This window comes from Bradyrhizobium sp. Ken51, from assembly GCF_055807435.1.
This window is the reverse complement of the sequence record NZ_JBVVPB010000022.1, coordinates 89,761-113,939: the sequence shown is the minus strand read 5'-3', so window position 1 is coordinate 113,939 and position 24,179 is coordinate 89,761. Positions and strand designations below refer to the sequence as shown.

Genomic DNA, 24,179 nt, shown 5'->3' with positions numbered 1-24,179 from the left:
CCCAGCTGCAATGCTAACGCTGGACCAACATTGCCAATTGCAGAGCGTATAGCATGGAAACTGGGAATGGCACGGTGCCGTTCCTCAATCCATTCTAGGTCGAGGCGAATTGCGCAGCCCGCTACTGCAGCACGCTGCCCTCAGAACCGCAATAACCATGGTCTATCAACTCTATGCCGCGAGATGATTTCCCTCACCGCTGGGCGACCGCCATCGTGTGAGACCGCATTTGTGGCAGAGGCGGTGGAGGATCATCCGGCGCATTGATCGCCAGATACCGGAGTGAGGGAGTGCAATATTGCGGCTGCAGACCAGCGACGTCTCTCATGGTTTTGCATGCGCCTGTGGCGGCGGAATCCATTTGCTTAGCGGTCAGGCGGACGGGTCGGCGCCATCCTGTGTAACCGCCTGCAGCTTTTTGCGACGGTGGACAATGCGGCCGGGGGTAAATCGAAGCAATATCGGTAAATCGCCAATGACGATCCGTCTATCTCCAGGCAACCAGCTTTGTTCTCAATCCCCAGAGCCGGATCGTGACTCCGTCTATTCGGCCGTCTGGGTCTGGCCCGCGACCTCAAGCCTTCGGCAAAACTAGTGAGGAGCAGTGGCAAACTATGGGGAAGGCGGATGAATGGCGCAAAAACATGTAGAGTGCCGCAGCTGCGGCGTTACCGATCCAGACCCCTGCCCTCGAGAGCTCAGGCGGAAAGCGCAGGCTCGGTGCCGACGCATGGTGCTCACGGCCTGTGTGCTCGCGTCGTCGATGGCGTTCATCGATGGGACAGCGCTGCCCGTCGTGCTGCCGATATTGCGCGCCGATTTCGGTGCTGACCTCGCCTCGGTCCAATGGGTTCTCAACGGGTATATGCTGGCGCTCGCCTCCTTGATATTGATCGGCGGAGCGCTCGCTGATGTTTATGGCAAGGCGCGCATGCTCGTCGTCGGTTGCGTCCTGTTCGGTCTGGCGTCCGCGGCTTGCGCGTTGGCGCCTTCGCCCGCTTGGCTGATCACTGCCCGGGTGGTGCAGGGAGCGGCCGCAGCGATTGTTACACCTGCAAGTCTCGCCCTGGTTGGAGCAACCTATCCGCGCGCGGAGCGGAACCGGGCGATCGGCGTATGGGCAGCGGCATCTGCTCTCACCACCGCCGGAGGTCCCGTCCTGGGCGGCTGGCTGACCGAGACTTTTGGCTGGCCATCCGTGTTCTGGATCAACCCGCCGCTCGCGCTCGTAGCAGTGGGAGTTCTGCTGGTCTTTGCAGGCAGAGATGACCTCATCCAGCGCCGGTTCGACGGGATTGGCGCCGCGATCCTTGCTTTAGCGCTCGGGACGCTCACCTGGGCGCTGAGCCAGATCGGACCAAGTCAAACTCGGGCCGCAGCGAACGCACCAGCCCAATCGGTGACGGTGCTCACGTTAGTCGCCGGGTTCGGCATTCTCGGGTTCGCCGTCTACGCCTTCTGGGAGCGCAGAAGCGAACATCCGATGACGCCACCCCGCCTGGTGGAGAACCGCACTTTTCTCGGGCTGAACGTTGCGACCCTGATGATCTATACGGGGATTTCGATCGTGTTCTTCCTTCTACCTTTTGACCTCGTCGACCGCCGCGCCCTGTCGTCGACCGATGCCGGCTTGGCATTCCTGCCTTTCACGCTCGGCTTGGGGCTCTTGTCGAGTGTCTTCGGCGGGTTGGCCGACAAGATTGGCACGCGGACCATGCTTATCGCAGGACCGGCAGGTGCCGCGCTCGCCTATGTCTGGTTGGCGCTCGGTCATAAAGAATCTTTGATGCTCGGCGTGATCGTACCCATGACGCTGCTTGGCCTTTCCTTCGCGGTGCTCGTGACACCGCTCACCGCATCCGTCATGTCGAGCGTTGACCAGACGGATGAAGGGCTCGCCTCCGGCATCAACAATGCCGCAAGCCGGGTTGCGCAGCTTGCCGGTGCAGCACTAGCCGCCGGTGCCGCGTCTTTCGAGTCCGGCTACGAGGTCGGTCTCGCCGTAGCCGCCGCAACCTCGATCTGCGGAGCTTTTACAGCCGCAATAATCGCCATGCCGGCCGACACGAAAGCGGGCGGCTCGGGAGGCGTCTAGACCCATGGAATTCAACTAGATTCGATATTGGCTTGCCAGATGCCCTCAATTCACCGAAGCAGCCATTCGGAGCGGAGTGTCTCGATCCAGGCTCAGACGCACCAGGCGCTGGAACACGAGTTGCCCGGAAGCCGGACTATCGCGATGTTCGCGACGCCGCGAGCCTCTCACGCTGGCGCCGTGAACGCCATCCTCGGACCTGATTACCGGATTCGTTAGCCGCAGGCCTCGGCCGGAAGGTCTTGCCTGACTTCATGAAGATCGGTGCGTTGACGGGCGGATGCACTCACGCCATCGCATCCTCAGGGGGAATGCTGAACGATCATAGAGGGATGGCAGTCGCCTTCCTAGTTAGTCATCTGGAACGCAACGCCGTACGTTATGGCGCGCGTTGTTTGCTGCGCTCGATATCACCGCAGAGTTCGTTACCGCATGCCGCCGACGCACCTGGCAGTCGAGTTCTTGGACGTTATTAAAAGCGATTGATGCTCACGTGAAGGTCTCGCCCATATCATTATGGACAACTAGGCCACTCACCCGGCCCCCCAACAAGCCCGGCTCATCCGCCGACCCGTCATCATGTCCACTCTACGTGATTGAACATCCTCGGCACCTGAGGCTAATTGGAGCCAGATCTGCGCCGCTCAAAGCCGGAAGTGCGTCAAAAGCGCAATCTCGCGTCACCCAGATTTGTTGATAGATGATCTCGCGCGAGAGCATCGGTTGGCCCGGAAGACTTGACGACCCCGGCCGCGCGTCGACCGACCCGTTTGACACCACCAACATCCAGAAGTGCCGTACGCATGACCGAGGGACGCCAACGTTTTTCAAATACATGTTGGCAGCGGCGGCGTGAGGAGCCGCACGCCGCCAAGCTTTGGGGTCACGACGAGCGTGGCCAGCCGGACCCTAAGAGAAGCTCGGACAGTAATGATCGGATAGCTCCAATATCATCGTCAATCCTTGGGGTGTCATCGACGGCGGTGATCTGATCGTGGATCGTCCGGAGGTCGGCGCCGACTTCCTACATGCAGGCGCAAACCCTCGGGAGCGCAGAGGACTTTGTCAATACGGCGGACACGTGGGCAAGTTGGCCCAGGGGGCTGTCGCAAAGGCGCCGACGCGCGGTCCGGGCGCACAACCTGACCTGTAAGATCCATAGCCGTAGGCTCGATAGTATGAATTATAGATTGGATCGCCCCAATACGAACTATAGGCGGGATAACCCCAGTTCGCATCATCGGTGGGATAGGCCGAGTACGAAGGATCAGGATGACCCCGCCGCGCCTGATAGCGCACGTCCATCGTCAGGGCCGGTCCCGGCGCTCTAATCGACGTACCATTAATCGGCGCAGCAGACGACTGGGCGGTCGCGGTCACTGCAAGAGGTACAGCAATCGCGAGGGCAATCGCGAGGCTGCGGGCTTGAATCTTCATGAGTAGCTCCTGTTCGTTCTACCCCCCGGCAAGAATGACGTGGCAAGGCCGGCGAGGGAAATCACCTCTGGCCATAGAGTCGATAGACGATCATTATTGCCGCCGCGCCGCATGATGCCTGAATGAGGGCTCTCAACGACTGCGTCTGCAAATACTTCCATTGCCGCGATCGGGCCCCCATTTTAACTCTGCACATTGCGGTGACGCGGTTAACAATGAAGCTGTTCTTTCATACCCAGGTCTAGCGGTAGCACGGAGCTAAGTCCCCGACCCACCACTCGATCCGAGCAGACCCGGACGTTGCGTCGCACTCGGCCCTTCGGCCATCTCCCGCGTTTTCCGCTTTTGTGCCGCTGTTGAGGGTTACGCCGAAGGCTTGGCATTTCTCCGAACGCTACGACGAGGGACTTCATTACGTTCTCTGAGTGAGCCTCACTCTGCTAGCTGCATCACCAGACAATCGTGCCCCCCCGGACCGCCATTTGTCTCACTGCCGCTGAATTCTTCGTTTCCGAAGGTAATCCCGACCGGATGTGATCAGCTCCAGTAACGCGCCACGGCGCAGCATAGCCGCAGCGGACCCTGAGCTGACCGGTTCTGGGGACGATTTGTAAGAATCGGCGCCGAGTGCATTCGACTCTCGGAGCAGACGATCGTCCGGCAGGTCGGCGAACAAGACTGGCGCGCGGCCATGCTCATCACCCGGTCGGCAGGTGCGGCAAACCGTGGGTCATGTATTATCATGTTCTATTCGCCCGGACGTAGCCGACGCCTCTTGTGGTAGCGTGGAGACGGCGCGCCCAATTAGGCGGGCCGCTAGATGCTAAACGTTCGATTTTCCGTTTCGGGTAAGTCGGTCGATCTACCCTGAAGCTCGAGACTTTCGGACTGGCGCTAGCCCCGCAGGCAGGGAGACGGAGTTACGGACGAAGACCACAGCGGCAATGACGTCCGCCGAGATGAAGATCGGTTGGGGCACTCTTCTGGTGGGCGGGAAAGGCCTAAGTAAGCGATCCACCAAACCGGATCAGACTACGGAAAGACCGCCGCCGAACGATCATCCTTTTAAATCATGACGCGACGATTCGCTGATATTTGCCTCTGACCCATTCCGGCAGTTCGGGGCGCTCCGAACAACATGTCCGCGGTGTCGCAAGTCGACTGGCTTCCACTCACGTATATCTTGGTGGCGCGCCGAGCGCGACAACAGCCCGCCCGTTCAGGTTGAGGCGTCGCGGGATGCATTTTTGCACCGGCTCGGCGCGGCATGCTTCTGCCTATTCTGTCGAATCAAGCAGCTGGCGATTAGTCACGACCGGCTTGCAGATTCTGGCGACTTTTTTGGACACAACCACCCCCGCAGCAGTATTCCCCGCTGCTTTGGAAACTATACATGCCCGCTATTGGAAAACTTCGTCCCGCGCTGGGATCAACGGGTATCGATCTGGCAGATTCCTCAAGGAAGCTCAAGCCGACCCGGAAGGACAAATACCGTCAACTCCATCGAGTGCTAGACAAATGAAATCGTCAACACGTTACCGGTCCATCCGAGCCGACGAATTCAAGTGCGCGACGCTTGTACGAACTTCAAGCGCTGGTTGACAGCGTGGGTTTCGTAGCGTCATGCGGATCGCTCGCATGAAGATCCTCCATATTGATTGTAGCCCGCGTTCAGAATCGCACAGCCGGCAGCTTTCGGCGGCGATCTGAAAAAGCTCCTTGAGGGTGCCCTGCTGCGCGCATCAGCCGGCGAGATCTGGGCAGTTGTCCCCTGTCGCATGCCTCGCCCGACTACGCCACCGCCCTGTCGTCGCCGGCCACGTTGGCGGCTCCGCCAAGCAGCGCGCTGGATCTTACCGAAGCACTTATTCGGAAGTCGAGGCGGCCGACGTCATCGTTATCGGAGCTCCGATGCACAACCTGACCGTTCCCTCGGTGCTCGAGGCGTGGATCGACCAAATCCTGCGCGCGGGGCGCACGTTCCTGTAGACCCCGGCAGGGAAGGTGGGATTGCTCGGGGACCGTCGGGTGTTTGTCGGCATCGCTTCCGGTTGAGTCTTTACTGGCCAGAAAGCCAACCAGCCCGATTTTCTCACGCCGTATCTATCGGCTGTACTGGGCAGGATCGGGCTGAAAACCGTGCAATTCCTTCCCGTGCAGTTACCGCATTCCTCGCTGGGGACCGGGCGACACTAGCGAGAGAGAAAGCGCTCGCGGCGCTCGACCTAACCGTCATGAGGAAGCTTCCGTGTCCGATCGTGTGACGCGTCCGGATGCCTATGCGCCTGGGTCGCAATTCTTATGAAGGCGACCGTCGTAACGGAGTAGGTTACAGGAACTGCCGGGATGAGGATTGTGGAGCGGCCCGAGCCGCAGGCATGGGGCTCGCGCCGCGGCCTGGTCGGAACCGCTGGGCGCTGACCGTTCGGTCAGCCGGAACGCGGCAAGACACACTCGGCAAAGCTGCTGTGTCCGTCCTTGATACCGATAGCGAGCTCGCTGACGACGTTCGTCAAACAAGCTACTAGCTTCGCCAACCAAGACTCTATTGGGATGACCTGGGCCTCAAGTTTTATCACGACGGCCGTCGGCCTTCTCACCGAAAACAAAAAATAGGCTTCGCGCCAAGCAAGAGCATCAACCCTGTCGAAAAGGGCGCTCGCCCGAGACGTTGTCGCCGAACTATCCGGTGATGTGAAGAGATTGCCGAGCCCGTGGTTACACGAGGAGCGTAGATTTGCTGCATTTGACGAGATAACAAGGACGGTGAGTGCTACCTGATGCGAGGCGAAACGATGTCATCGAGGACTACCGATTAGTAGGTTGCTCCATGGGTAGGCTCATCATCTTGCTCGGCCTAAGATATTGCCTATGAGGGAGGCGGATGCGACGTACTGTTTCACATCAACGGTCTTCTCCGATTCCGGTATCGTTTCTTCGCTTCATGTCGCGAGTGCCAGTTTGCCGTTTAGCTATGACTTCGAGCTGATAACAATTCCGATCCTATGAGCGAGCCCGGCCTCTTCTCGGTATCGCGTCGATCCTCTGTTCCTTCGCACTTGCCACGCTGTCCCTCATAGTGACAATCGCCGTTCTGGCTTTTTGTAAACTCCTCGTCGGCACGTATCAAAACGTCCGGAGGCGCTCCCACCATTTTTCCTGGGCGCATCCGGGCAGTGGTTTTGCGCTCGCATCACATGAACGCTCCGTGCACTCTCGGAGGTGTTCGATACGACCGGATGGAGTTTAGACCGAGCCAGCCGGCGCAACGGCGGGAAAGTCCTTTTCGGGATCGAACACATTGTTGAAAAAGTTCGTCAGGGAGTACATGGCCACGAGCGCGACGATCTCAATGACGTTCGCATCCGTGTAGCCGGCATCGCGGACGGTCTTCAGATCGGCGTCGCTGATCTTACCGCGGGTCTCGGCGACTCTGCGCGCGAACTGGATCCCGGCGTCCCGCCTCGGGTCGCTGGCGTGACCTATCCGAGCAAGAATTATTTCATTGGCCGGCAGCTTGGCCATATGATCGGCCGTAAAACTATGAACCGTCAGGCAATAGTCGCAGCCATTCACTTCGGACACAGCGAGACCGATGCTGTCACGCGTCTTCACGTCGAGCGACTTGCTCAAGGCGCCGAGCAGGGCGGCCCATGCGTTGAACGCGATCGGGCTTGCCGCGAAAGTCGCCATCATGTTCGGCGTGAACCCGATGTTCTTGGTGAACATGTCAAGGGTCGGCTTCGACTCGGGTGGCACTTGTTCCGGCTTTAGAGCGGCAATCCTGGGCATCATGTTCTCTGTATTTTGTTGGCTTCACTAATAATCAGACCAGATTCAACACTTCAGCCACAGGCCGTCGCGGCTTCTGTGGCCAGTTTCCCGGACGCTCCGCCCCTACGGACAACAGCATGACCGGTACTTCGTCCTTCGTAAGCGCGAACTCGCGGTGCACTGCTTCAGCATCGAAACCGATCATCGGGGTCGAGCCCAGGCCTAGCGAGCGGGCCGCATAAATCATCGCCGCCGCGCCGAAGGTGCCGGTGCGTACGGCTTCGTCGCGCTGGCGCTGCGGGTATTCCATGTACAGGTCCCGTGCGGGGATCTCCCATTCCGGCACCATCTTTGCCGGCATGATGCCCTCTTTCACCAGCGGTGCCAGACGGTCGGGTACTACGCTGGAGTCGGCCAACTGGCCGCAGATGATGAAAGTAACGGCCGCCTCGGTGATCGCGGGCTGGCTCCAAGCGATCGGACTGAGGCGAGCCTTGGCTTCCGGCGTGCGCACCGCGATGAAGCGCCAGTTCTGCAAGTGAAAGGACGTCGGCGCGGTGGTCCCGATTCGAACCAACTCGCGGATTTGGTCGTCGCTCAACGTGGCGGTAGGGTCGTAGTACTTCGTGGCCCGGCGGCTCAGGATGCATTCGATGACCTCATTGGTCATAGTTCTTCTGCTGGTCATAGTGATTCCGTTGGTCAAGTTGTTGTTCTGCGTGAGGGAGTAGGCTGCGATAATGAGGGCTTTTGCTCCTTTTACTGGAAATGCTACGGAGCCCGCTCGGTAGTTTCCCACGTTGCTCCAGCTCTTCCGATAGGACGCGCCCGGCCACGTGCATCGAAGGCGCACGTCGTTCAGGGACGAGTGCGGATGATCGTCTTCCCGTCGATGCGCTCGGTCGGATTGAAAGCGGCGACGGCGTCATCGAGGATCGAGACGGTGCCGATGTTCGTCCGCAGTCGCCCGTCCCGCACCCGCTGGACGATTTCAGTCAATTGGGCACGATCGGATTCGACGACGAAGTCGACCGCCAAGGCGCCGGCAGCGCGCGCCTCGCTCGGCCCGACGATGGACACCAGCGTTCCTCCGGCGCGGATGAGGCGGGCGGAACGCTTCCCGATGTCGCCGCCGATTACGTCGAACACCAGATCGACTCCGCCGACGTCTTCCAGGACGTCATTGTCAAGGCTAACGAACTCCTTCGCGCCGAAGTCGAGCGCCTTCTGACGATGGGCGCCACGCCCGGTGCCGATGACGTAAGCGCCGGCCTCTCGTGCGAGCTGTGTCACGATTGATCCGACTGCGCCGGCCGCGCCGTGCACGAGAACGCTCTGCCCTGCCTGAAGGCGGCCGTGCACAAATAGCCCCTGCCACGCCGTGAGGCCCGAAATTGGCAGACTCGCGCCCACTATGAAGTCGACGTCACCCGGGAGCGGGGCGAGGTTGCGCGCCTCCATTGCTATATACTCCGCCAGGGTGCCGTCGCGATACCAGTCGGCGAGGCCGAACACCCGCTGTCCAACCGACAACCCCGTTGTGCCATAGCCGAGGGCGGCGACCACTCCGGCCAGCTCGTGTCCGGGAATCGACGGTGTTCGGTCACGATCGAGGCGGTCGGTCCATGTAGAGGGCCACTCCAGCTCAGTCGGGACGAATCCCGACGCATGAACTTGAACGACGACGTCGTTGATCGCCGCTTGCGGCTGGGGCCGATCCACGAGCCTCATACCCGCAGTTCCCGCCGCCTGGTCCGTTACGACAATTGCCTTCATCATCGGTCTCCTTGTGTGTGGTGTGTCGTCATTTTCAAGTTCCCTTGCAGACGAGCAAAAATACGGTCGTGAAAATTGATGGTCTAATGACGGGTGGCTATGTAATCGATGCCAGGGACGCGAAAGCACAGAGCGCGTCGGCCGAGCGAATACCCCGCCGGGCATGGCGCGTCGCGAACTGAAGACCCTGCGGCTATGATAGACTGCGATGCCCCGGTGCTGTGATCGACGGCACGACAGACGGTCAATCCGGAGTAATATTCGGAATCGGGAGCAGAGCCAGGTCATCCTCGTAGCTGGCCTGAGGGCTTTCTTGGTGGCCGGAGGTTGTAACGTCCAGACGTGTGGTGATATCTGCACCAGTACCGAGAATTTGGCCTACGGGACACAGGTTTGCGGCTTCCATCAAGAATGTGCGCTGCTGGGCGTCGAGGTCTCCTTCAAGCACCACGGTGCGCTCGAACGAATCCTTTTCGCCTCGGGAGCCGTGATGAAAGCTGACGCCCACTTTCACGCGCTCCAGCGGTAGTTTCTGGCGCTGAGCCTGGAAACGAACGCTCATAGCACTGCATGCGGCAAGAGACGCGCTGAGAAGGTCGTAAGGATTGGGTCCAGAAGAATTGTGGCCGATGCCATCTGGGCCGCCGACAGCAAACCGAGATTCGCCGACATGGCAAATCAGCGCGCCATGATTGGTGGGGTCGGTTGCGACAACAACTTCGCGAATCTTGGTCACGATTAGGTCCCGATCCTTCGAATGATTGATCCATCGACTTCGACGAGCTTGTCCGCCAGTGACAGCAGGAAATAGATGTTAGCTGTGGTGGGAGATCCCAGCCTTGCGTCCACGCAAGCGAGCACGTTCAGCAGGTAAGTCCGAAGGCCCTTCAGGTAAAGTTATCATTTCCATAATCGCCAGGAATGCTCCGTAGAGCGTATCGTCGTCCGGGTGAACAACTCCATCAATGCGTGTGGCGGGCCTACGGTCCGTCCGGTCACGAAGAATGCATTAAGTTCCAGTCAGCCGAAGTCCCAGAGCGTGGACGAGCACACCGCTTTCCACACTCGGTCCTCAACCGATGCGTGACTTCTTCAGTGATCGTTGCGCCAGTTAAGTCCCATGAGGACGCAACGAAGCCCGTCGTACGAGCTTTGCTCGGAGCCCTTGACGCGACTTCGCGGCGGCATCGATAGCCGGTGACTGCACGCGGCCTAGAAGCCTCTGCAGAGTAACGCGGCGCCCTTGAGTGCGGTGCGGCTTCTGAGGTCCCTCCCTAGGCGTCGTGCTCGCGGGTCGAGCGGCGATAACGACCGTCTATCGACTCCATAGCAAGAGGTGATTTCAGTCACAGACATTGCAACGTCACTCTCCAAAGTATCGTCGAGGGATATTTGCGTTTTCGCGGTCGGCACGCGGACCAACATGGGAATCTTTGAGAGTGGATGGACGTGCTAAACAACGATGTATTCGAAATCCTCGCTCCATGGGCGCGCTGACACTGCGACCTCCGTCCTTAGGGGCGGCGGAGCCTCCCGCGTGTAGTTCGTTTCGTCGCCTTCGGTGCAGCGGCGCGCCGATCGTTCTGCTGCTTGCGTTGGCGCTCGTTGGCTGCCAAGACAAGGCGCAATCGCAGGCGGCCGCGCCTCCGCCACCGTCGGTGACAGTTGCGCAACCGGTGAAACGAACAGTCACCGACTGGGATGAGTTCACCGGCCGGTTCGAGGCGATCGAGGAAGTTCAGGTCCGCGCTCGCGTCGGCGGCTTCATCGACAGGGTCGCGTTCACGGATGGTGCGATCGTTCATGCAGGCGATCTGCTTTACATCATCGATCCACGCCCGTTTGAGGCGGTCGCGTTGCAAGCCCAGGGTCAACTCGACGACGCGCGGGCCAAGGAAGAGCTTGCGAAGCGTGAACTCGACCGTGGCCTGACCCTGGTTCAAACTAGCGCGGTCTCGCAGCAGGTCGTCGACCAGCGTCGTCAGGCGTTGCAGGCGGCTCATGCGGCTGAGACGCAGGCCGAGGGTACATTGAAGGCCGCCCAGCTCAACGTCGAATTCACCCATGTGCTGGCGCCGATCACCGGCCGCGTCAGCCGTCATCTAGTGACCCCGGGCAATCTGGTGCAGGGGAGCGAAAACGGCGCGACCCTGCTGACCTCGATCGTGTCGCTCGATCCGATCTACATCTATTTCGATGTCGACGAGCCGACCTATCAACGAAACAGCAAGCTGTGGTTTCAAGGCAGGCGGCCGAGTTCGCGCGACACCGCGAACCCGGTGCAGGTGTCGTTGACCGGCGAAACGAAACCCTCACATGAGGGCAAGATGGACTTCCTGGACAACCGGCTCGACGTTTCCACCGCGACGCTGCGCAGCCGCGCCATCATCCCCAACAAAGATCTCTCGATCCTACCCGGCCAGTTCGGCCGCGTTCGCCTGATCGGCAGCGCGCCCTATGAGGCGCTGCTGATTCCGGACGTCGCGGTCGCAACCGACCAGTCGCGGAAGATCGTGTTCGTGGTCAAGGACGACAATAGGGTGGAGGCAAGGCCAGTGGTGCTCGGGCCTCTAGATGACGGCCTGCGGGTGATTCGCGAGGGCCTGAGCCCGGAGGACCACGTCATCATCAACGGCATTCAGCGCGCCCGCGTCGGCGCCAAGGTGACGCCAATCATGTCGCAAACGCTGGGGGCCGACAAGACTCCGCCAGGTGCCACGCCATGAATCTCGGAAGACTTTCCATCAACCAGCCTATCCTCGCGATGGTGCTGTCGATCGTGCTTCTGATCGTCGGCACGATCGCCTATCAGACGCTGCCGGTGTCGGAATATCCGCAGGCAGTGCCACCGACCGTCACTGTGACCACGCAATATCCTGGCGCCTCGGCGCAGACCGTTTCCGACACCGTTGCTGCTCCAATCGAGCAGGAGATCAACGGGGTCGAGGACATGCTCTATCTCTACAGCCAGGCGACCTCGAACGGCCAGCTCACCATCACCGTCACCTTCAAGCTCGGCACCGATCTCGACAAGGCCCAGGTGCTGGTGCAGAACCGCGTCGCGATCGCGCAGCCGCGTTTGCCTGAAGAGGTTCAGCGCAACGGCGTCGTCACCCGCAAGAACTCGCCCGACATCCTGATGGTCGTGTTCATGCTGTCCCCCGACGAGAGTTTCGACCAACTCTACATCTCAAATTACACGCTGCTGCAGGTCCGCGACCAGCTGTTGCGGCTCGACGGCGTCGGTGACATTCAGATGTTCGGTGCACGCGACTACTCGATGCGGCTGTGGCTCGACTCGGAGAGGATCGCCAATCTCGGCCTGACCTCGACCGAAGTAATGGCGGCGATTCGGGCGCAGAACCTGCAGATCGCTGGCGGCCAGATCGCGGAGCCGCCGATCGCCGATCGCGCGTTCCAGCCGAATCTCGTCTTCACCGGCCGCCTCAAGGACGTCAGGCAGTTCGAGGAGATCGTGGTGAAGGCCGGCTCGGACGGCCGCACGGTGCGGCTGCGCGACGTTGCCCGCGTCGAACTCGGTGCGCTCTCCTATGCCACCAGCAGCCGCATCCTGCGCAAGCCGGCGGTTGCGATGGTAGTGACCCAACGGCCCGGATCGAACGCGCTTGCCACAGCGAAGGCAATCTCTACGACTATGGTAAAGCTGAAGGACAGATTCCCGAAGGGGCTCGACTACAATATCGGCTACAACCCCACCGAATTCATTGCCCAGTCGGTCCACGAGCTGATCAAGACGGTCTACGAGGCGATGGCGCTCGTCGTCATCGTGGTGCTGGTATTCCTGCAGGGCTGGCGACCTGCGATCATCCCGATCATCGCGATCCCGGTGTCGCTAGTAGGTACCTTCGCGGTAATGGCCGCGCTCGGATTCTCAATCAACAATCTGACGCTGTTCGGGCTTGTACTCGCCGTTGGCATCGTGGTCGATGACGCGATCGTGGTGGTCGAGAATGTCGAGCGACATCTCCGGACTGGTATGAGCCGGCGCGATGCGGCGCTTAAGACCATGGGGGAGGTCGGCGGCGCACTGGTTTCGATCGCACTGGTGCTCTGCGCGGTGTTTGTGCCGACAGCTTTCCTCGGTGGCATCTCCGGGCAGTTCTTCCAGCAATTCGCTGTCACCATAGCGGTCGCAACCGCGATCTCCTGCTTCTGCTCCCTCACGCTCTCACCCGCGCTAGCCTCGCAGATCCTAGTCCCGCATGAGGAGAAGCGGTCGGCTGCGCGTTGGAACCTAATCGCGCGCGGCTGGTCGGCCTTCACTGGTGTCTTCAACCGTGTGTTCGATTGGCTGTCGAATGGCTATGCGGCTGTGGCATTCCTGGGCATCCGGCATTCCGCGCCGATGCTGTTGCTCTATGTCGCGTTGATCGGCAGCGCCGGCTGGTTGCTCGCGACTACCTCGCAGGGCTTCATCCCTGCGCAGGATCGCGGTTACCTCATCATCTCGGTGCAGTTGCCGGGCGCAGCGTCGCTGGCGCGAACCGCCGCGATAGTGCGCGAGATCGAGCGGATTGCACTGGATACGCCGGGTGTCGTCCGTGTCGCGGCGTTCAGCGGCTTTTCCGGCGCAACTCGCACGCAGGCCGGCAACGCCGCGGCGTTGTTCCCGGTGTTCGACGAGCCGGAGGCACGACAGAAGAAAGGGCTGACGGCGATTGCAATCACGGCCGATCTGCGCAAGCGGCTGTCGACGCTCCAGGGCGCTTTCATCATCGTCATTCCACCGCCCGCGGTGCCGGGCATTGGCACCGGCGGCGGCTTCGCTATCCGCATCCAGGATCGACAAGGGCGCGGTCCCGAACTGCTTGCGGCTGCGACCAACGAACTCGTCAGCGCCGCGCAGAAGTCGCCAAAACTGACCTCCGTGTTCTCGCCTTATTCGGCGAACACGCCGCAGCTGTTCGTCGATGTCGATCGCGTAAAGGCGCAGAAGCTCGGCGTGCCCATCGCCAGCATCACCGACACGATTGAAACGTACTTTGGCTCGACCTACGTCAACGACTTTAACCTGTTCGGGCGGACCTACCACGTCACGGCGCAGGCCGACCTTCCATTCCGGAAGGAGACCAGCGATCTTGCGCGGCTGCGCACCCGCAACGCTGTCGGCGACATGGTGATGCTCGGTAGCATCGTGGACTTCAAAGACATTTCCGGGCCCGACCGTGTCGCGCGGTACAATCTATACTCGGCGTCCGAGGTACAAGGTGAGCCCGCGCCAGGTGTGAGCTCGACGACCGCGCTCGACACCATCCAGAAGGTCGCCGACGAAACGTTGCCGAGCGGTTTTTCCCTCGAATGGACCGATCTATCCTATCAACAAGTGACGGGCGGCAATGCCGGTCTCTATGTGTTCCCGATCTGCGTGCTGTTCGTCTATCTCGTGCTCGCCGCGCAATATGGCAGCTGGACGTTGCCGTTTGCGGTGATCCTGATCGTGCCGATGTGCCTGTTTGCCGCGACGATCGGTGTGCGTATCCTGGGCCAGGACGTCAACATCCTGACACAGATCGGCTTTGTGGTGCTGGTGGGCCTAGCCGCCAAGAACGCGATCCTGATCGTCGAGTTCGCGCGTGATATCGAGCTCGAGGGCAGGCCGCGGCTGGAGGCGGTGATCGAGGCCTGCCGGCTCCGCCTGCGGCCGATCCTGATGACCTCGTTCGCCTTCATCCTAGGCGTGCTGCCGCTCGTGGTGTCGACCGGTTCCGGCTCGGAGATGCGCCAGGCGGTCGGGGTTGCGGTCTTTTTCGGTATGCTCGGTGTTACGCTGTTCGGCCTGATCTTCACACCCATCTTCTATGTGGTGGTGCGCAACCTCGCGGAAGGAAAGAACGAAGGCAAGCCGACTCAGATAACCGCGGCTGGGGCAGGGTGACAGGCGGCGGCGCTCATCGGCGACGAGCTGCAACTTTTCAGCGCATGCGAGGAGCGGATGCGTTCACTTCTGCCGACTAACCCGCTTCTATTGCACCAGGCGAGTGGAATGGAAACGAAAACGACCCGGCATTTCTAATGGTTGGCGTGCTGGCTTACCGTTCCTCAGCTGAGCTGTCCCGTGACTGGTTTAGCGAGTGCTCGCCAGCATAGGACCGCGGAGTCGTCCGCTTGGGTCGATGCACTCTCCGCGTCGCAAGGACCCACTGTAGCAACGAAACACGTAGGAGACACCGATGTCTTCCGCTTCATCACCAAGTCTATCCACGCCTACCTCATCGATTATCCCGTCGCGATCGTCCTAATTGCAATGCCGTTCGTGCTGAGCCTCGGCCAGAGCGGACCGCTCGCAATGTGGCTTTCGGCTGTCGTCGGTGTGGCCGCGCTGCTCTTGGCCGGCCTGACCGACCATCCCACCGGGTTCGTCCGCATCATTCCCTACTGGCTGCACCTTTGGGTGGATCGCGCAGTCGGGGTGGTGTTTGTCATCGCACCCTTTGCCTGCAAATTCGATGGGATCGACGCCTGGTATTATTGGATCCTCGCTGCCGCTGTCCTGTTCACGACGTCGGTCTTGAACGCACCTGAGGATCCGGTCACGGTCCGTTCGAGATTGGGCAGGCGCACAGCGGCGTGAAGGCGGCGGCTCCGTGGTTGAGAGTCGAAATGTAGCCGGTGTTGGTCTGCGGCAGTCCGTCGCGAACCCGCGCGGAGCGTGGTATTCACAGCCGCCCTAGCGATTCTCCCGAGAGCGATACGCTTGGAACCTGGGCTGGGATCATTCTTCATAACGCCGATGGTGGGGGGGCTTGCACTTTGCAAGCCTTCGGGCGGTTCGGCCGCATCGCGCGCTTGATATTCAGGAGACTCAAGATGGCGTTTGCTCAGCCGCCGGACCGAAGCGCCGCGTTCGGGCCACGCCTCGACTATTTGGCGCTGACTCCCGCAGCGGCGGCCGTTTGCTACCCTTTTCTACTCCGGGCCTTTCATGCCGCCGTCGTCACGCAGGCCGCAACGCCCTCGCCATTCGCAATTGCCGGCGCGACTTTGATTCTGGCCATGGCGTTCGTCGTGCCGTTCCTCGCGTTCACGCTCGCTTGCCGGCCCGACGCCGATCCCGTGAGGCGGCGGCTCGCCTATGCCGGCGTGGCGACCCCAACGCTTTTCGTCTTTCTTGGCGTCATTCAGGTCCTGATTCATAGCCCATTCCCTGACGAACTCGTGTGGTGCGCGCTTTGGCTTACGATCGCGATTTGGCCACAGACCGCCGGCAATCGCGCCGCGGCACGGGGGCCAACCGTGGGGCGCTGGCGCATTGTCCACGGAATAACGGCGGGGGTCTTGTGCCTATACGTGGCTTTCCATCTAGCCAATCATCTGTTTGGCTTGATCGGCCCCGACGCACATGCGGCCGTCATGAAGATCGGCCGCGTTGTCTACCGCTCTGGCGTGGGTGAACCGCTGTTGGTCGTGGCGATGCTTTTCCAGATTGGCACCGGGCTGTTTCTGGCATGGCATTGGAGTGCCGCCCCGCAGGGCTTCCATCGGACATTTCAGGTCGCCTCGGGGGCCTACCTCTCAGTGTATATCCTTGGGCACATGAACTCGGTTTTCATCTACGCAAGAAGGTTTCTCGGCATACCCACAGATTGGAATTTCGCGATCGGCGCGCCGAGCGGGCTCATTCACGACGCATGGAACATCCGCCTTTTGCCTCACTACGCCCTGGGCGTGTTTTTTGTCCTAAGTCACCTTGCGTCGGGATTACGGATGGTACTGATCGCGCATGGCGTCGATCGGTTCGCTGCAAATCGTCTTTGGGGCGCGGGCATCGCAATAAGCGCCTTGATCTCGGCAGCGACCATCGCGGGTATGTGCGGCATTCGAATCAGCTAGGCGACAGCGGCAGGCTAACGAGCCGAAATATTACCCTGAATGGACCGTTCCGTACTTCCGTTGCTGGCCTACTAGGAAGCCGACGCGACAGCTTGAACCGGATCGAATTTGCAGCCCGACGGGCTCCTTCTGAGAGGTGATTTTCTCCGAGCGGAGAAGGCGGCCACTCTCATGGTCGTTACGCGCAAGAGCCTTAGACCGCACCGTCACCCGTCCACGCTGCGACGCACGCGGGATGATGGGGCAAGGACTAGGACGACGATTTCAGCGAATTTGTATCAACCGGCAGGCTGCGCAGACGCTTGCCGGTCGCGGCGAAGATCGCATTGGTCACCGCAGCACTGACAATGGCTGTCGCAGCTTCACCGACACCACCTGGAGCTTCCGCGTTTTTAACCAAATGCGTGTCCACGACCGGCACCTCGTCGATACGCATCGGCAAATAACTGTCGAAGTTGCTCTGCTCGACCCGACCATCCTTGAACGTGATTGACCCATAGAGAGCGGCGGTCAGACCGAAAAGCGTTCCACCTTGAATCTGTGCTTCGATCGTATCTGGATTGACGTACATGCCGCAGTCAATCGCGCAGACGATCCGCTTAACTTTGACAGAGCCATTCGCGGCCACCTCGACTTCGGCGACCTGCGATGTATAACTTCCGTATGCGAATTGCACCGATATCCCGCGGCCATGCCGCGCGGGGAGGGGTGCTCCCCATTCCGCTTTTTCCGCGGCAAGCGACAGAACAGCAAGTGCTCGCGGATTGTGGCCAAGCAATCCCTTGCGATAAGCGACAGGATCCTGCTTCGCGGCATGCGCAAGTTCATCTATGAAGCTTTCGACCACAAAAACATTGTGAGTTGGTCCGACTCCGCGCCACCAAGACGTCCGGACACCTGGTGGCTCGACCCGGACAAAGTCGACGTGGACATTTGGCAGCGCATAGGGCGGCTCGGCCGCCGCTTCTATGGCATCGGGATCCAGTCCGTCCTTGAAGTACGGAGGATAATAGCGAGCCATGACTGAGGATCCGGCAATTCGATGCATCCAGGCAACCGGCTTGCCAGCGGCATCAAGTCCAGCCGACAATCGATCGAGATAATACGGCCGATACATATCGTGCTGGATGTCTTCCTCGCGGCTCCAGATCACCTTAACCGGCCCGTCGACCTGCTTGGCGATCTTGACGGCGAGGATCGTCCCATCGGCCTCCAGCCTTCGGCCGAACCCACCCCCAATCAGATGATTGTGAATTTTGATCGCATCCATCGGCAGGCGGGTGAGCTCGGCCACTTGAGCCTGCGTGATCGTAGGTGCCTGTGTACCGACCCAAATATCGCAACGATCCTTCTGCAGATGAACGGTACAGTTCATCGGCTCCATCGCCGCATGCGCCAGGAAAGGCACCTGATAGACGGCGTCAACCCGTTGCGCTGCCTCCGCAAATGCCTTCCCTACATCACCCACCTTGCGAGCAACCGCGCCCGGGTTTTTGGATTCTTCCTCCAATTGCTTCACGATATCGGCGCTGCTGACTTTGCCGTTCGGCCCGTCGTCCCAGGCAACGGCGGCGGCCTCGAGCCCCTTCTTCGCCGCACCCATGTGATCCGCCAGCACGGCAACGGCTTCATCTACATTGACCACCTGCCGGACGCCCTTTACCGCCAGCGCGGCCTTCTCATCCAATGATTTCGCCTTGCCGCCGAGCACAGGCGCAATAGCAACCGCCGCAACCCTCATTCCCGGCAGTCGCGCATCGATGCCGTAGAGCGCGCGCCCATCGACTTTTATTGCTGAATCCAGACGCTTGGCACGCTTGCCGATCAAGGCGAACTCATTTGGATCCTTCAATTTCACTTTTGCTGCAGGCGGCACAGTCAATTTCGCCGCGGCGTTCGCAAGTTCGCCGTAGCTCAGATTCTTCGAGCCTGATGCATCGAGCACCACGCCGTCCTTAGCGCGGCAAGTTGCCGGATCGACATTCCAGCGCTTTGCCGCTGCCGCGATCAGCAGACTACGGCCCACTGCCCCTGCCTGACGAAGCGGTGTCCAGAAGGCACGGACAGACGCGGAACCACCGGTATTTTGAATGCCTATAATCGAGTTGACGTAAAGAGCATCATTCGGCGGCGCATGCTGAACCTGAATCTGGTCAAGCTTCACTTCCAGTTCCTCAGCGAGAAGCATCGAGAGCGACGTGTAAACCCCCTGTCCCATTTCGATCATCGGAATAATCAGGGTGACGACGCCGGTTGGATTAATCCGTATAAATCCGTTCGGCGCGAAAGTGCCCGTGACCTCGTTTTCCGTTACCTGCGAAGCACGCGCTGCGAACACGGGCTCTGCGCGTGCCCCGGTCATAGCAAAACCGAGCAGCAAACCTGCTCCCTGAAAAAACGTGCGCCGGGACATGGCGCTTTCACCCTCGGTGTGGTTCGTTCGAATTGGGCTAACCATGCTTCACACTCCCGCTGCTAGCTGTATCGCGGCGCGGATGCGCTGGTAGGTACCGCAACGGCAGACATTTCCCGACATCGCCGAGTCAATTTCCGCATCGCTAGGTTTAGGAGTCTCTTTTAGCAATGCCGCCGCCGACATAATCTGCCCGGATTGGCAGTAGCCGCACTGCACTACTTCCAGATCCAGCCAGGCCTTCTGCAAGGCGGCGCCTTGCGGCGTGCGCCCAACCGCCTCGATGGTGGTAACCGCGCTGTCGCCGATACTATCGACCGACGTCTGACAGGAGCGGGCCGGTCGGCCGTCGATATGCACCGTGCAGGCGCCACACAATGCTTGGCCGCAACCAAACTTGGTCCCGGTCATGCCGAGCACATCGCGCAGCACCCATAGCAAGGGGATGTCGCCGTCGACGCCGATCTCATGGGGTGAGCCGTTGATCTTCAATGTGAAAGCCATGAATGCCTCTTGATCCGCCTAGCGCGTCAGCCATGAGCCGATCAACCGCACTCATGAAATCCGCGAAAGCTCACACATTGATCGCAACAAGGGACGACGCTTTCCAATAACCGGCATGTATAGTTTTCATACCAGCGGGGAATGCCGCCAACCGGATAGCTAGGAGGACGATTAACGCAGCCAGTGTTCGCTTCGGTCTCGCCGCGCCTAGACCTCTCGCCGGATGATAGCCTGAGGGAGAACGAACGCTTCTGGCGTTCGCTCGGCGTGATGTCGTTTTGGAGTCAGCATCTACTTGGTCGATCAACCTACGGAAGGCCTGATGCCAAAGGACTGCGGATATGATCGCGGAACAATGACTAGCCCCGCCGCCGGCGGCGCATGCGTCGCTCTGGTCGAGCAGAACCTACATCCTGTTCATAGACTCCGCGCGTTAGCGCTGACAGCACTGGTCATATAGGGCAGATCGTAACCACACTCCTGGCCGAGCATATTGACGGTAGTTGGTGTGCCGGATCAACTCTTCACACGATAACGCATCGTGCAACGACGTCGCGAGGTTCGCCGGCCGAATGGCCAATATCCCAAACTTGCTAACGAGTTTCTTTACACCTATCCAGCGTCTTTCCTCGTTAGACTTAACACTTCCGCGACATTCAAGCGTGCGAGCGCGGAGGGCGCTTCATAGTCAAAAGCTCCGTCACATCATGCCGATCATCTGCGGATGAAATGGCAATTGTGAGGAATTTACCATCCGGGTGTGTCTTGGCTTTATCGTAAAGCTTGATCAACTGCGAGCGCCAGGCATTACGGCGCTCCTCAAACCTATCTCGTTCTGCTCCCCCCAAGACCACCACGGCGGAAAACCGCCTGTATTCCGGCAGCAAGGTACAAAACGCCCTTGTTTTCTTGTAGCGTAGGGACCAGCCGCGCTTCTTGCCGCCATAGAGCCATTCCGGCGCGAAGACCCCGGGGTAAATTTTCTCAATCCAATTCTGCAGAGAGGCCCAATGCTTGAACGTGCCCGGTCCGATCCAGTCCCGAACGGTGCTATCATCGGGCGATGCTGATTTGTCAGTAATCCTGTCGCCGATTTGGGGGGACTTTTCCATGCCGGTGTCCTTCAATTTTTCACGACCGATTCGAAGCTTGGCGGCCGACCTTGACCTTGTACGAAGGGATGTGTGGGCCTTCTTCCCAGATTCCGCAACTTCTGTCGCGAACCTCTCCACCATTGGGGCTAGGCGAGTTGCCTGTCAAAGCTGATATCGCGCGCGTGGACTTGCGGACACGGAAAACGGACGTCCGGTCCGTTCTTCGGGGACAGGACTGCACTGACATTTGGGGCTAGTCCGTTGCAGTGACGATCTTTCGCGGCAGAACATGAATAAGCATGCGACCACGCTAACGATTCCGCGCGCTTCCGGGCCAGCACGGTCACCAGCCCGCACGATTAGTGTGTGCGCACATCGCTGGCCGCAGCCTTTCGAGGGCGAGCGTGCGGTTCCGATATCGTGCGCCATCGCTGCGCATTGGGTTGCACACCGGTCTTTGGGTTGAAGTCGCAATCCTTAGCTAGGGCGCGCCTGCGTTCCTCGATGGCGCGCCCGGAGCACCTCGTAAGGCGATTCGTGGGACGGCTCGTCCTGCGCGTGTTCGTACCAGAGCAGCCGAGCTTGCAAGGACCTCGCGATGTAAGGCCGTTCATAGTTCGTGATCGCATGGGTTTGCTCGGGCCCACGCGCCAGCGGTCGCGGAACGATAGCCGCCAATTCGGCGCCGACCAGCAGCTGAGCGTCGAGGAGTGGCGCGGCTGCTCGATCCCGCCCGGGGCCCAAATACAGACCCGCCGCTGGTCCACGTGAAACGATCGTTCACCGGCGACGCGCGCATTTTGGCCCCAACGGCCGGTCCATCAAGCGTGTCTGCGGCTTCGACCGCCTTCACATCGTGCATCACATCACCGGCAGCCTGCGCGGCTCTTGGATGAAGTGGGTGTGTTCGACGATATCGTGACGCCGTACGGTGATCCTGACGAAGAATCGTAAGGTCGAGATACTCTAGTCGATCGGGACGCCGAGAGCGCTCGATCCCAGATGGAGCTGATAGCGGCGCACCTCTTCGAAGGTTGCCGGAGCCGAAGACCATCTGATGAACGCTGCGACTATCTGACCAGTTGAAGGTGGTCATGTTGGGTGTTTGGCGCGCACTTGCGTATCGTCATCTCATCGATCATGCGCACGCCGACGCAGCGGGCTCACTGCCTCGTTGGTCATGGGCGGCTCCTCTCGAGGGTGAAGGTTACGAATCCCTTCTCAAGAGAGCAGGCTTCGCTGCGCTATGCTCTTAGCCGCCCCGCCGGCTCTCATGCTCTAGCACTCGAGCGGTGTACTTTGAGGCATTGCGGAACTGGTCGGCTTTAAGGGCGAACGCAATGAACCTTCGTATCGTTCCATGGCGACTTTGGATACCCGACGATTTCCTAGGTCTAATTGAATCGCTGATCGCGACTATCTAGGCTGCATGCGTTAAAGGGGGCGGCGCTCAAAACAGCTCGCTCCCGCCTTCCGGTGGAATACCCCCCTCCCGCGGAAGGTCTAAGGGCGGTGAAGTCCCCCAACTTCATCGCCCGCTTTTCCACTCGATCGAAAGTACCAGAAGGAAGGCACAATGCCCCACTGCTCTCCGAGCCTTAGATCTGGCAGAGCCGCGCGATGCGCAGTTTGTGACGGCAAGTTTGGTCTCGTCCGGCACTACTCGTGGCGAACCCCCCTTTGCTCCAAGAAATGCGTTGACCGGTTCAGAACTCGGAGTGATCGCAATTGGATGGCCTGGCTCCAAATCGCTCTCGACCAGCTGCCGGAGAATGGGCCCAGAGGCGGCTCACGGCCAGACTGACGCGAATGACCCAACCCGGAAATTTGCCTCTGAGATGATGCGGCACTGCTGTGATTTCCAGCCCGTTCGTAGATTTCTGCAGCTACCACAGGAGCACACCTTGAATATCGCGTTAATGTCTCAGTTGGTAGCGGGCGTCATCGTCGCGTCCTTTGTGGCATATAACTTGTTTCATTACGTACTGTTCCTTTTGGTGACCCGACCGAAGGACGCGAGTAAAATCGGCCACCAGCTAAATGAGTTCGAGCAGCGCCAACTGATCGAGTGGACACCAAAGCCGAACGATTTTCTGAAACATGACGACGAAACGCGCACATACGATGACGTGTTCGGCAGGTATCGCGACGAACAATCAAACTACAGCACGTGTGTGTTCCCCCGTTTGACATTTTCGCGCCCTTACGAGGCCGAATATGCGCTTTTGAAGCCGAGAGACGGGATGCGATTCCTCGATCTCGGATGCGGCTCCGGCGCGGCAGCGGAATACCTCGCCAGAAGGAGCAATATCGAAGTTGTGTGCGTGACCAATTCCTCTGTCCAGGCGGAGATCTGCCGGCGCAAATTTGCGAGGCTTGGGGGACGTGGACAGGTGATAGTCATCGACTTCGACAGCCTCGATCTCCCGAATGAGCACTTTGACGGCATCTATGCGCTAGAATCGATTGGCTACACCAAAGATCTGGACGCGTGGCTAGCTAGGTGCTGGCGGATGCTCAAGCCGGGAGGACGGTTGCTGATCCATTCGCCGGGGTCGCTGGATCATTGTCGCCGTACCGAGGATTACGTGAGTGTCACCGCCTTCTTCGAGAATTGGCGTTACAATTTTGTCGGCGCCAATCTTCTGGTCTACAAGATGCGCCGACTTGGCTTCGGTCCAATCCACTATCGGCGCCTACCATTCTTGGCGTGGGGAGTAACCTGGAACTTCATTCAACACATGCTCTTGTGGAAATTCCGGCTGAAGATGCGCACATTCGTGGAACTGGAGCGAATCATTTGGCGCACGTCGAAGGTATTTGTGTTCGGTAACCCGTACAACACGGTGCTGGCCACCAAACCCAGGCACCCTCATGCTCCCACGCTCAGATGTTCGGAAGGAGTGGCTGGGGTTTCCGACACTGACCACGAACTGCGCGCATCAATACCGGCTTCATGATAATCGCTGTCTTAGAGGGCCGCGCCTCGCCGGTCTGACGATGGTCACCAGCGTTCCTCCGGCACGAATACGCCTGCGGACCGCATCTGGATGTCGCCGCCGATGAGATCAAACACCGGATCGGGCCCGCCGACGCCCTCCAAGCCGCCCTTCTCGAGGTCAACGAACTCCTTCACGCCGAAGTCGAATGCTATCTGACAGTCGGCGGCGGTCCGGTACCGATGACACAGGCGAACTGACTGCGCCTGCCGCGCCGTAGCAGTGAGCGGTGACCA

The 24,179-nt window shown here is 59.9% G+C and carries 14 protein-coding genes and 1 pseudogene; 7 read left to right on the top strand and 8 right to left on the bottom strand.

Annotation, left to right across the window (positions count from 1 at the left end):
- The first annotated feature begins 730 nt into the window (after positions 1-730).
- A complete protein-coding gene (locus tag AC0L27_RS29795) occupies positions 731-2,095 on the top strand; it encodes an MFS transporter (protein WP_473321342.1) in 1,365 nt (454 codons plus the stop codon).
- A gap of 3,201 nt (positions 2,096-5,296) precedes the next feature.
- Entirely contained in the window at positions 5,297-5,521 is a 225-nt protein-coding gene (locus AC0L27_RS29790; protein WP_473321340.1) for an NAD(P)H-dependent oxidoreductase, read from the top strand.
- Between the two features lie 1,257 nt (positions 5,522-6,778).
- On the opposite strand, the gene AC0L27_RS29785 is transcribed toward AC0L27_RS29790, so the two are convergent.
- From AC0L27_RS29785 to AC0L27_RS29770, 4 genes are all read right to left on the bottom strand, one after another.
- Positions 6,779-7,324: a carboxymuconolactone decarboxylase family protein gene (locus tag AC0L27_RS29785; protein WP_473321338.1), complete on the bottom strand. Its 546-nt coding sequence runs from the start codon at positions 7,322-7,324 to the stop codon at positions 6,779-6,781.
- 34 nt (positions 7,325-7,358) lie between these two features.
- The gene (locus AC0L27_RS29780) at positions 7,359-7,976 is read right to left on the bottom strand and encodes a nitroreductase family protein (RefSeq protein WP_473321336.1); all 618 of its coding nucleotides are present in this window, start codon (positions 7,974-7,976) and stop codon (positions 7,359-7,361) included.
- A 188-nt stretch (positions 7,977-8,164) separates the two neighbouring features.
- Positions 8,165-9,082 (bottom strand): NADP-dependent oxidoreductase, encoded by a 918-nt coding sequence (locus AC0L27_RS29775; RefSeq protein ID WP_473321351.1) that lies wholly within the window; start codon positions 9,080-9,082, stop codon positions 8,165-8,167.
- Positions 9,083-9,326: 244 nt separating this feature from the next.
- Positions 9,327-9,818, bottom strand: coding sequence for an OsmC family protein (locus tag AC0L27_RS29770; RefSeq protein WP_247295300.1), 492 nt, complete (start codon positions 9,816-9,818; stop codon positions 9,327-9,329).
- A gap of 748 nt (positions 9,819-10,566) precedes the next feature.
- Between AC0L27_RS29770 and AC0L27_RS29765 the strand changes: the two genes are divergently transcribed.
- The 4 genes from AC0L27_RS29765 to AC0L27_RS29750 all read left to right on the top strand — a co-directional run bounded on the left by AC0L27_RS29765 (position 10,567) and on the right by AC0L27_RS29750 (position 16,933).
- Positions 10,567-11,808 carry an efflux RND transporter periplasmic adaptor subunit gene (locus tag AC0L27_RS29765; RefSeq protein ID WP_473321334.1) on the top strand — a complete coding sequence of 414 codons (1,242 nt, stop codon included), beginning with the start codon at positions 10,567-10,569 and terminating at the stop codon, positions 11,806-11,808.
- On the top strand, positions 11,805-14,978 hold the full coding sequence (locus AC0L27_RS29760; RefSeq protein ID WP_473321332.1) for an efflux RND transporter permease subunit: 3,174 nt from the start codon (positions 11,805-11,807) through the stop codon (positions 14,976-14,978). The genes AC0L27_RS29765 and AC0L27_RS29760 overlap by 4 nt, the downstream gene beginning before the upstream one ends.
- A 180-nt stretch (positions 14,979-15,158) precedes the next feature.
- The gene (locus tag AC0L27_RS29755; protein ID WP_473321330.1) at positions 15,159-15,674 is read left to right on the top strand and encodes an SPW repeat domain-containing protein; all 516 of its coding nucleotides are present in this window, start codon (positions 15,159-15,161) and stop codon (positions 15,672-15,674) included.
- A gap of 236 nt (positions 15,675-15,910) precedes the next feature.
- Positions 15,911-16,933: a hypothetical protein gene (locus tag AC0L27_RS29750; protein WP_473321328.1), complete on the top strand. Its 1,023-nt coding sequence runs from the start codon at positions 15,911-15,913 to the stop codon at positions 16,931-16,933.
- Between the two features lie 250 nt (positions 16,934-17,183).
- Here the strand turns inward: AC0L27_RS29750 and AC0L27_RS29745 are convergent, their stop codons facing one another.
- The 3 genes from AC0L27_RS29745 to AC0L27_RS29735 form a co-directional block, all read right to left on the bottom strand.
- Entirely contained in the window at positions 17,184-19,346 is a 2,163-nt protein-coding gene (locus AC0L27_RS29745) for a xanthine dehydrogenase family protein molybdopterin-binding subunit (protein ID WP_473321326.1), read from the bottom strand.
- A 48-nt stretch (positions 19,347-19,394) separates the two neighbouring features.
- On the bottom strand, positions 19,395-19,850 hold the full coding sequence (locus AC0L27_RS29740) for a (2Fe-2S)-binding protein (RefSeq protein WP_473321324.1): 456 nt from the start codon (positions 19,848-19,850) through the stop codon (positions 19,395-19,397).
- Between the two features lie 656 nt (positions 19,851-20,506).
- On the bottom strand, positions 20,507-20,962 hold the full coding sequence (locus tag AC0L27_RS29735) for a DUF3788 domain-containing protein (RefSeq protein ID WP_473321319.1): 456 nt from the start codon (positions 20,960-20,962) through the stop codon (positions 20,507-20,509).
- Positions 20,963-22,848: 1,886 nt separating this feature from the next.
- On the opposite strand from AC0L27_RS29735, the gene AC0L27_RS29730 reads away from it, so the two are divergent.
- Complete coding sequence (locus tag AC0L27_RS29730) at positions 22,849-23,904, top strand: SAM-dependent methyltransferase (RefSeq protein WP_473321316.1); 1,056 nt, start codon at positions 22,849-22,851, stop codon at positions 23,902-23,904.
- Positions 23,905-23,916: 12 nt separating this feature from the next.
- On the opposite strand, the pseudogene AC0L27_RS29725 reads toward AC0L27_RS29730, so the two are convergent.
- Positions 23,917-24,139: pseudogene (locus AC0L27_RS29725) on the bottom strand (NADP-dependent oxidoreductase); the annotation flags it as partial.
- Between the last annotated feature and the right edge of the window lie 40 nt (positions 24,140-24,179).

Bases quoted from the DNA above. Each gene is read 5' to 3' on its own strand.
- AC0L27_RS29785 (WP_473321338.1), bottom strand. From the start codon at position 7,324: ATGCCCAGGATTGCCGCTCTAAAGCCGGAACAAGTGCCACCCGAGTCG.
- AC0L27_RS29760 (WP_473321332.1), top strand. From the start codon at position 11,805: ATGAATCTCGGAAGACTTTCCATCAACCAGCCTATCCTCGCGATGGTG.
- AC0L27_RS29765 (WP_473321334.1), top strand. From the start codon at position 10,567: ATGGGCGCGCTGACACTGCGACCTCCGTCCTTAGGGGCGGCGGAGCCT.
- AC0L27_RS29745 (WP_473321326.1), bottom strand. From the start codon at position 19,346: ATGTCCCGGCGCACGTTTTTTCAGGGAGCAGGTTTGCTGCTCGGTTTT.
- AC0L27_RS29775 (WP_473321351.1), bottom strand. From the start codon at position 9,082: ATGAAGGCAATTGTCGTAACGGACCAGGCGGCGGGAACTGCGGGTATG.
- AC0L27_RS29750 (WP_473321328.1), top strand. From the start codon at position 15,911: ATGGCGTTTGCTCAGCCGCCGGACCGAAGCGCCGCGTTCGGGCCACGC.
- AC0L27_RS29735 (WP_473321319.1), bottom strand. From the start codon at position 20,962: ATGGAAAAGTCCCCCCAAATCGGCGACAGGATTACTGACAAATCAGCA.
- AC0L27_RS29780 (WP_473321336.1), bottom strand. From the start codon at position 7,976: ATGACCAATGAGGTCATCGAATGCATCCTGAGCCGCCGGGCCACGAAG.
- AC0L27_RS29795 (WP_473321342.1), top strand. From the start codon at position 731: ATGGTGCTCACGGCCTGTGTGCTCGCGTCGTCGATGGCGTTCATCGAT.
- AC0L27_RS29740 (WP_473321324.1), bottom strand. From the start codon at position 19,850: ATGGCTTTCACATTGAAGATCAACGGCTCACCCCATGAGATCGGCGTC.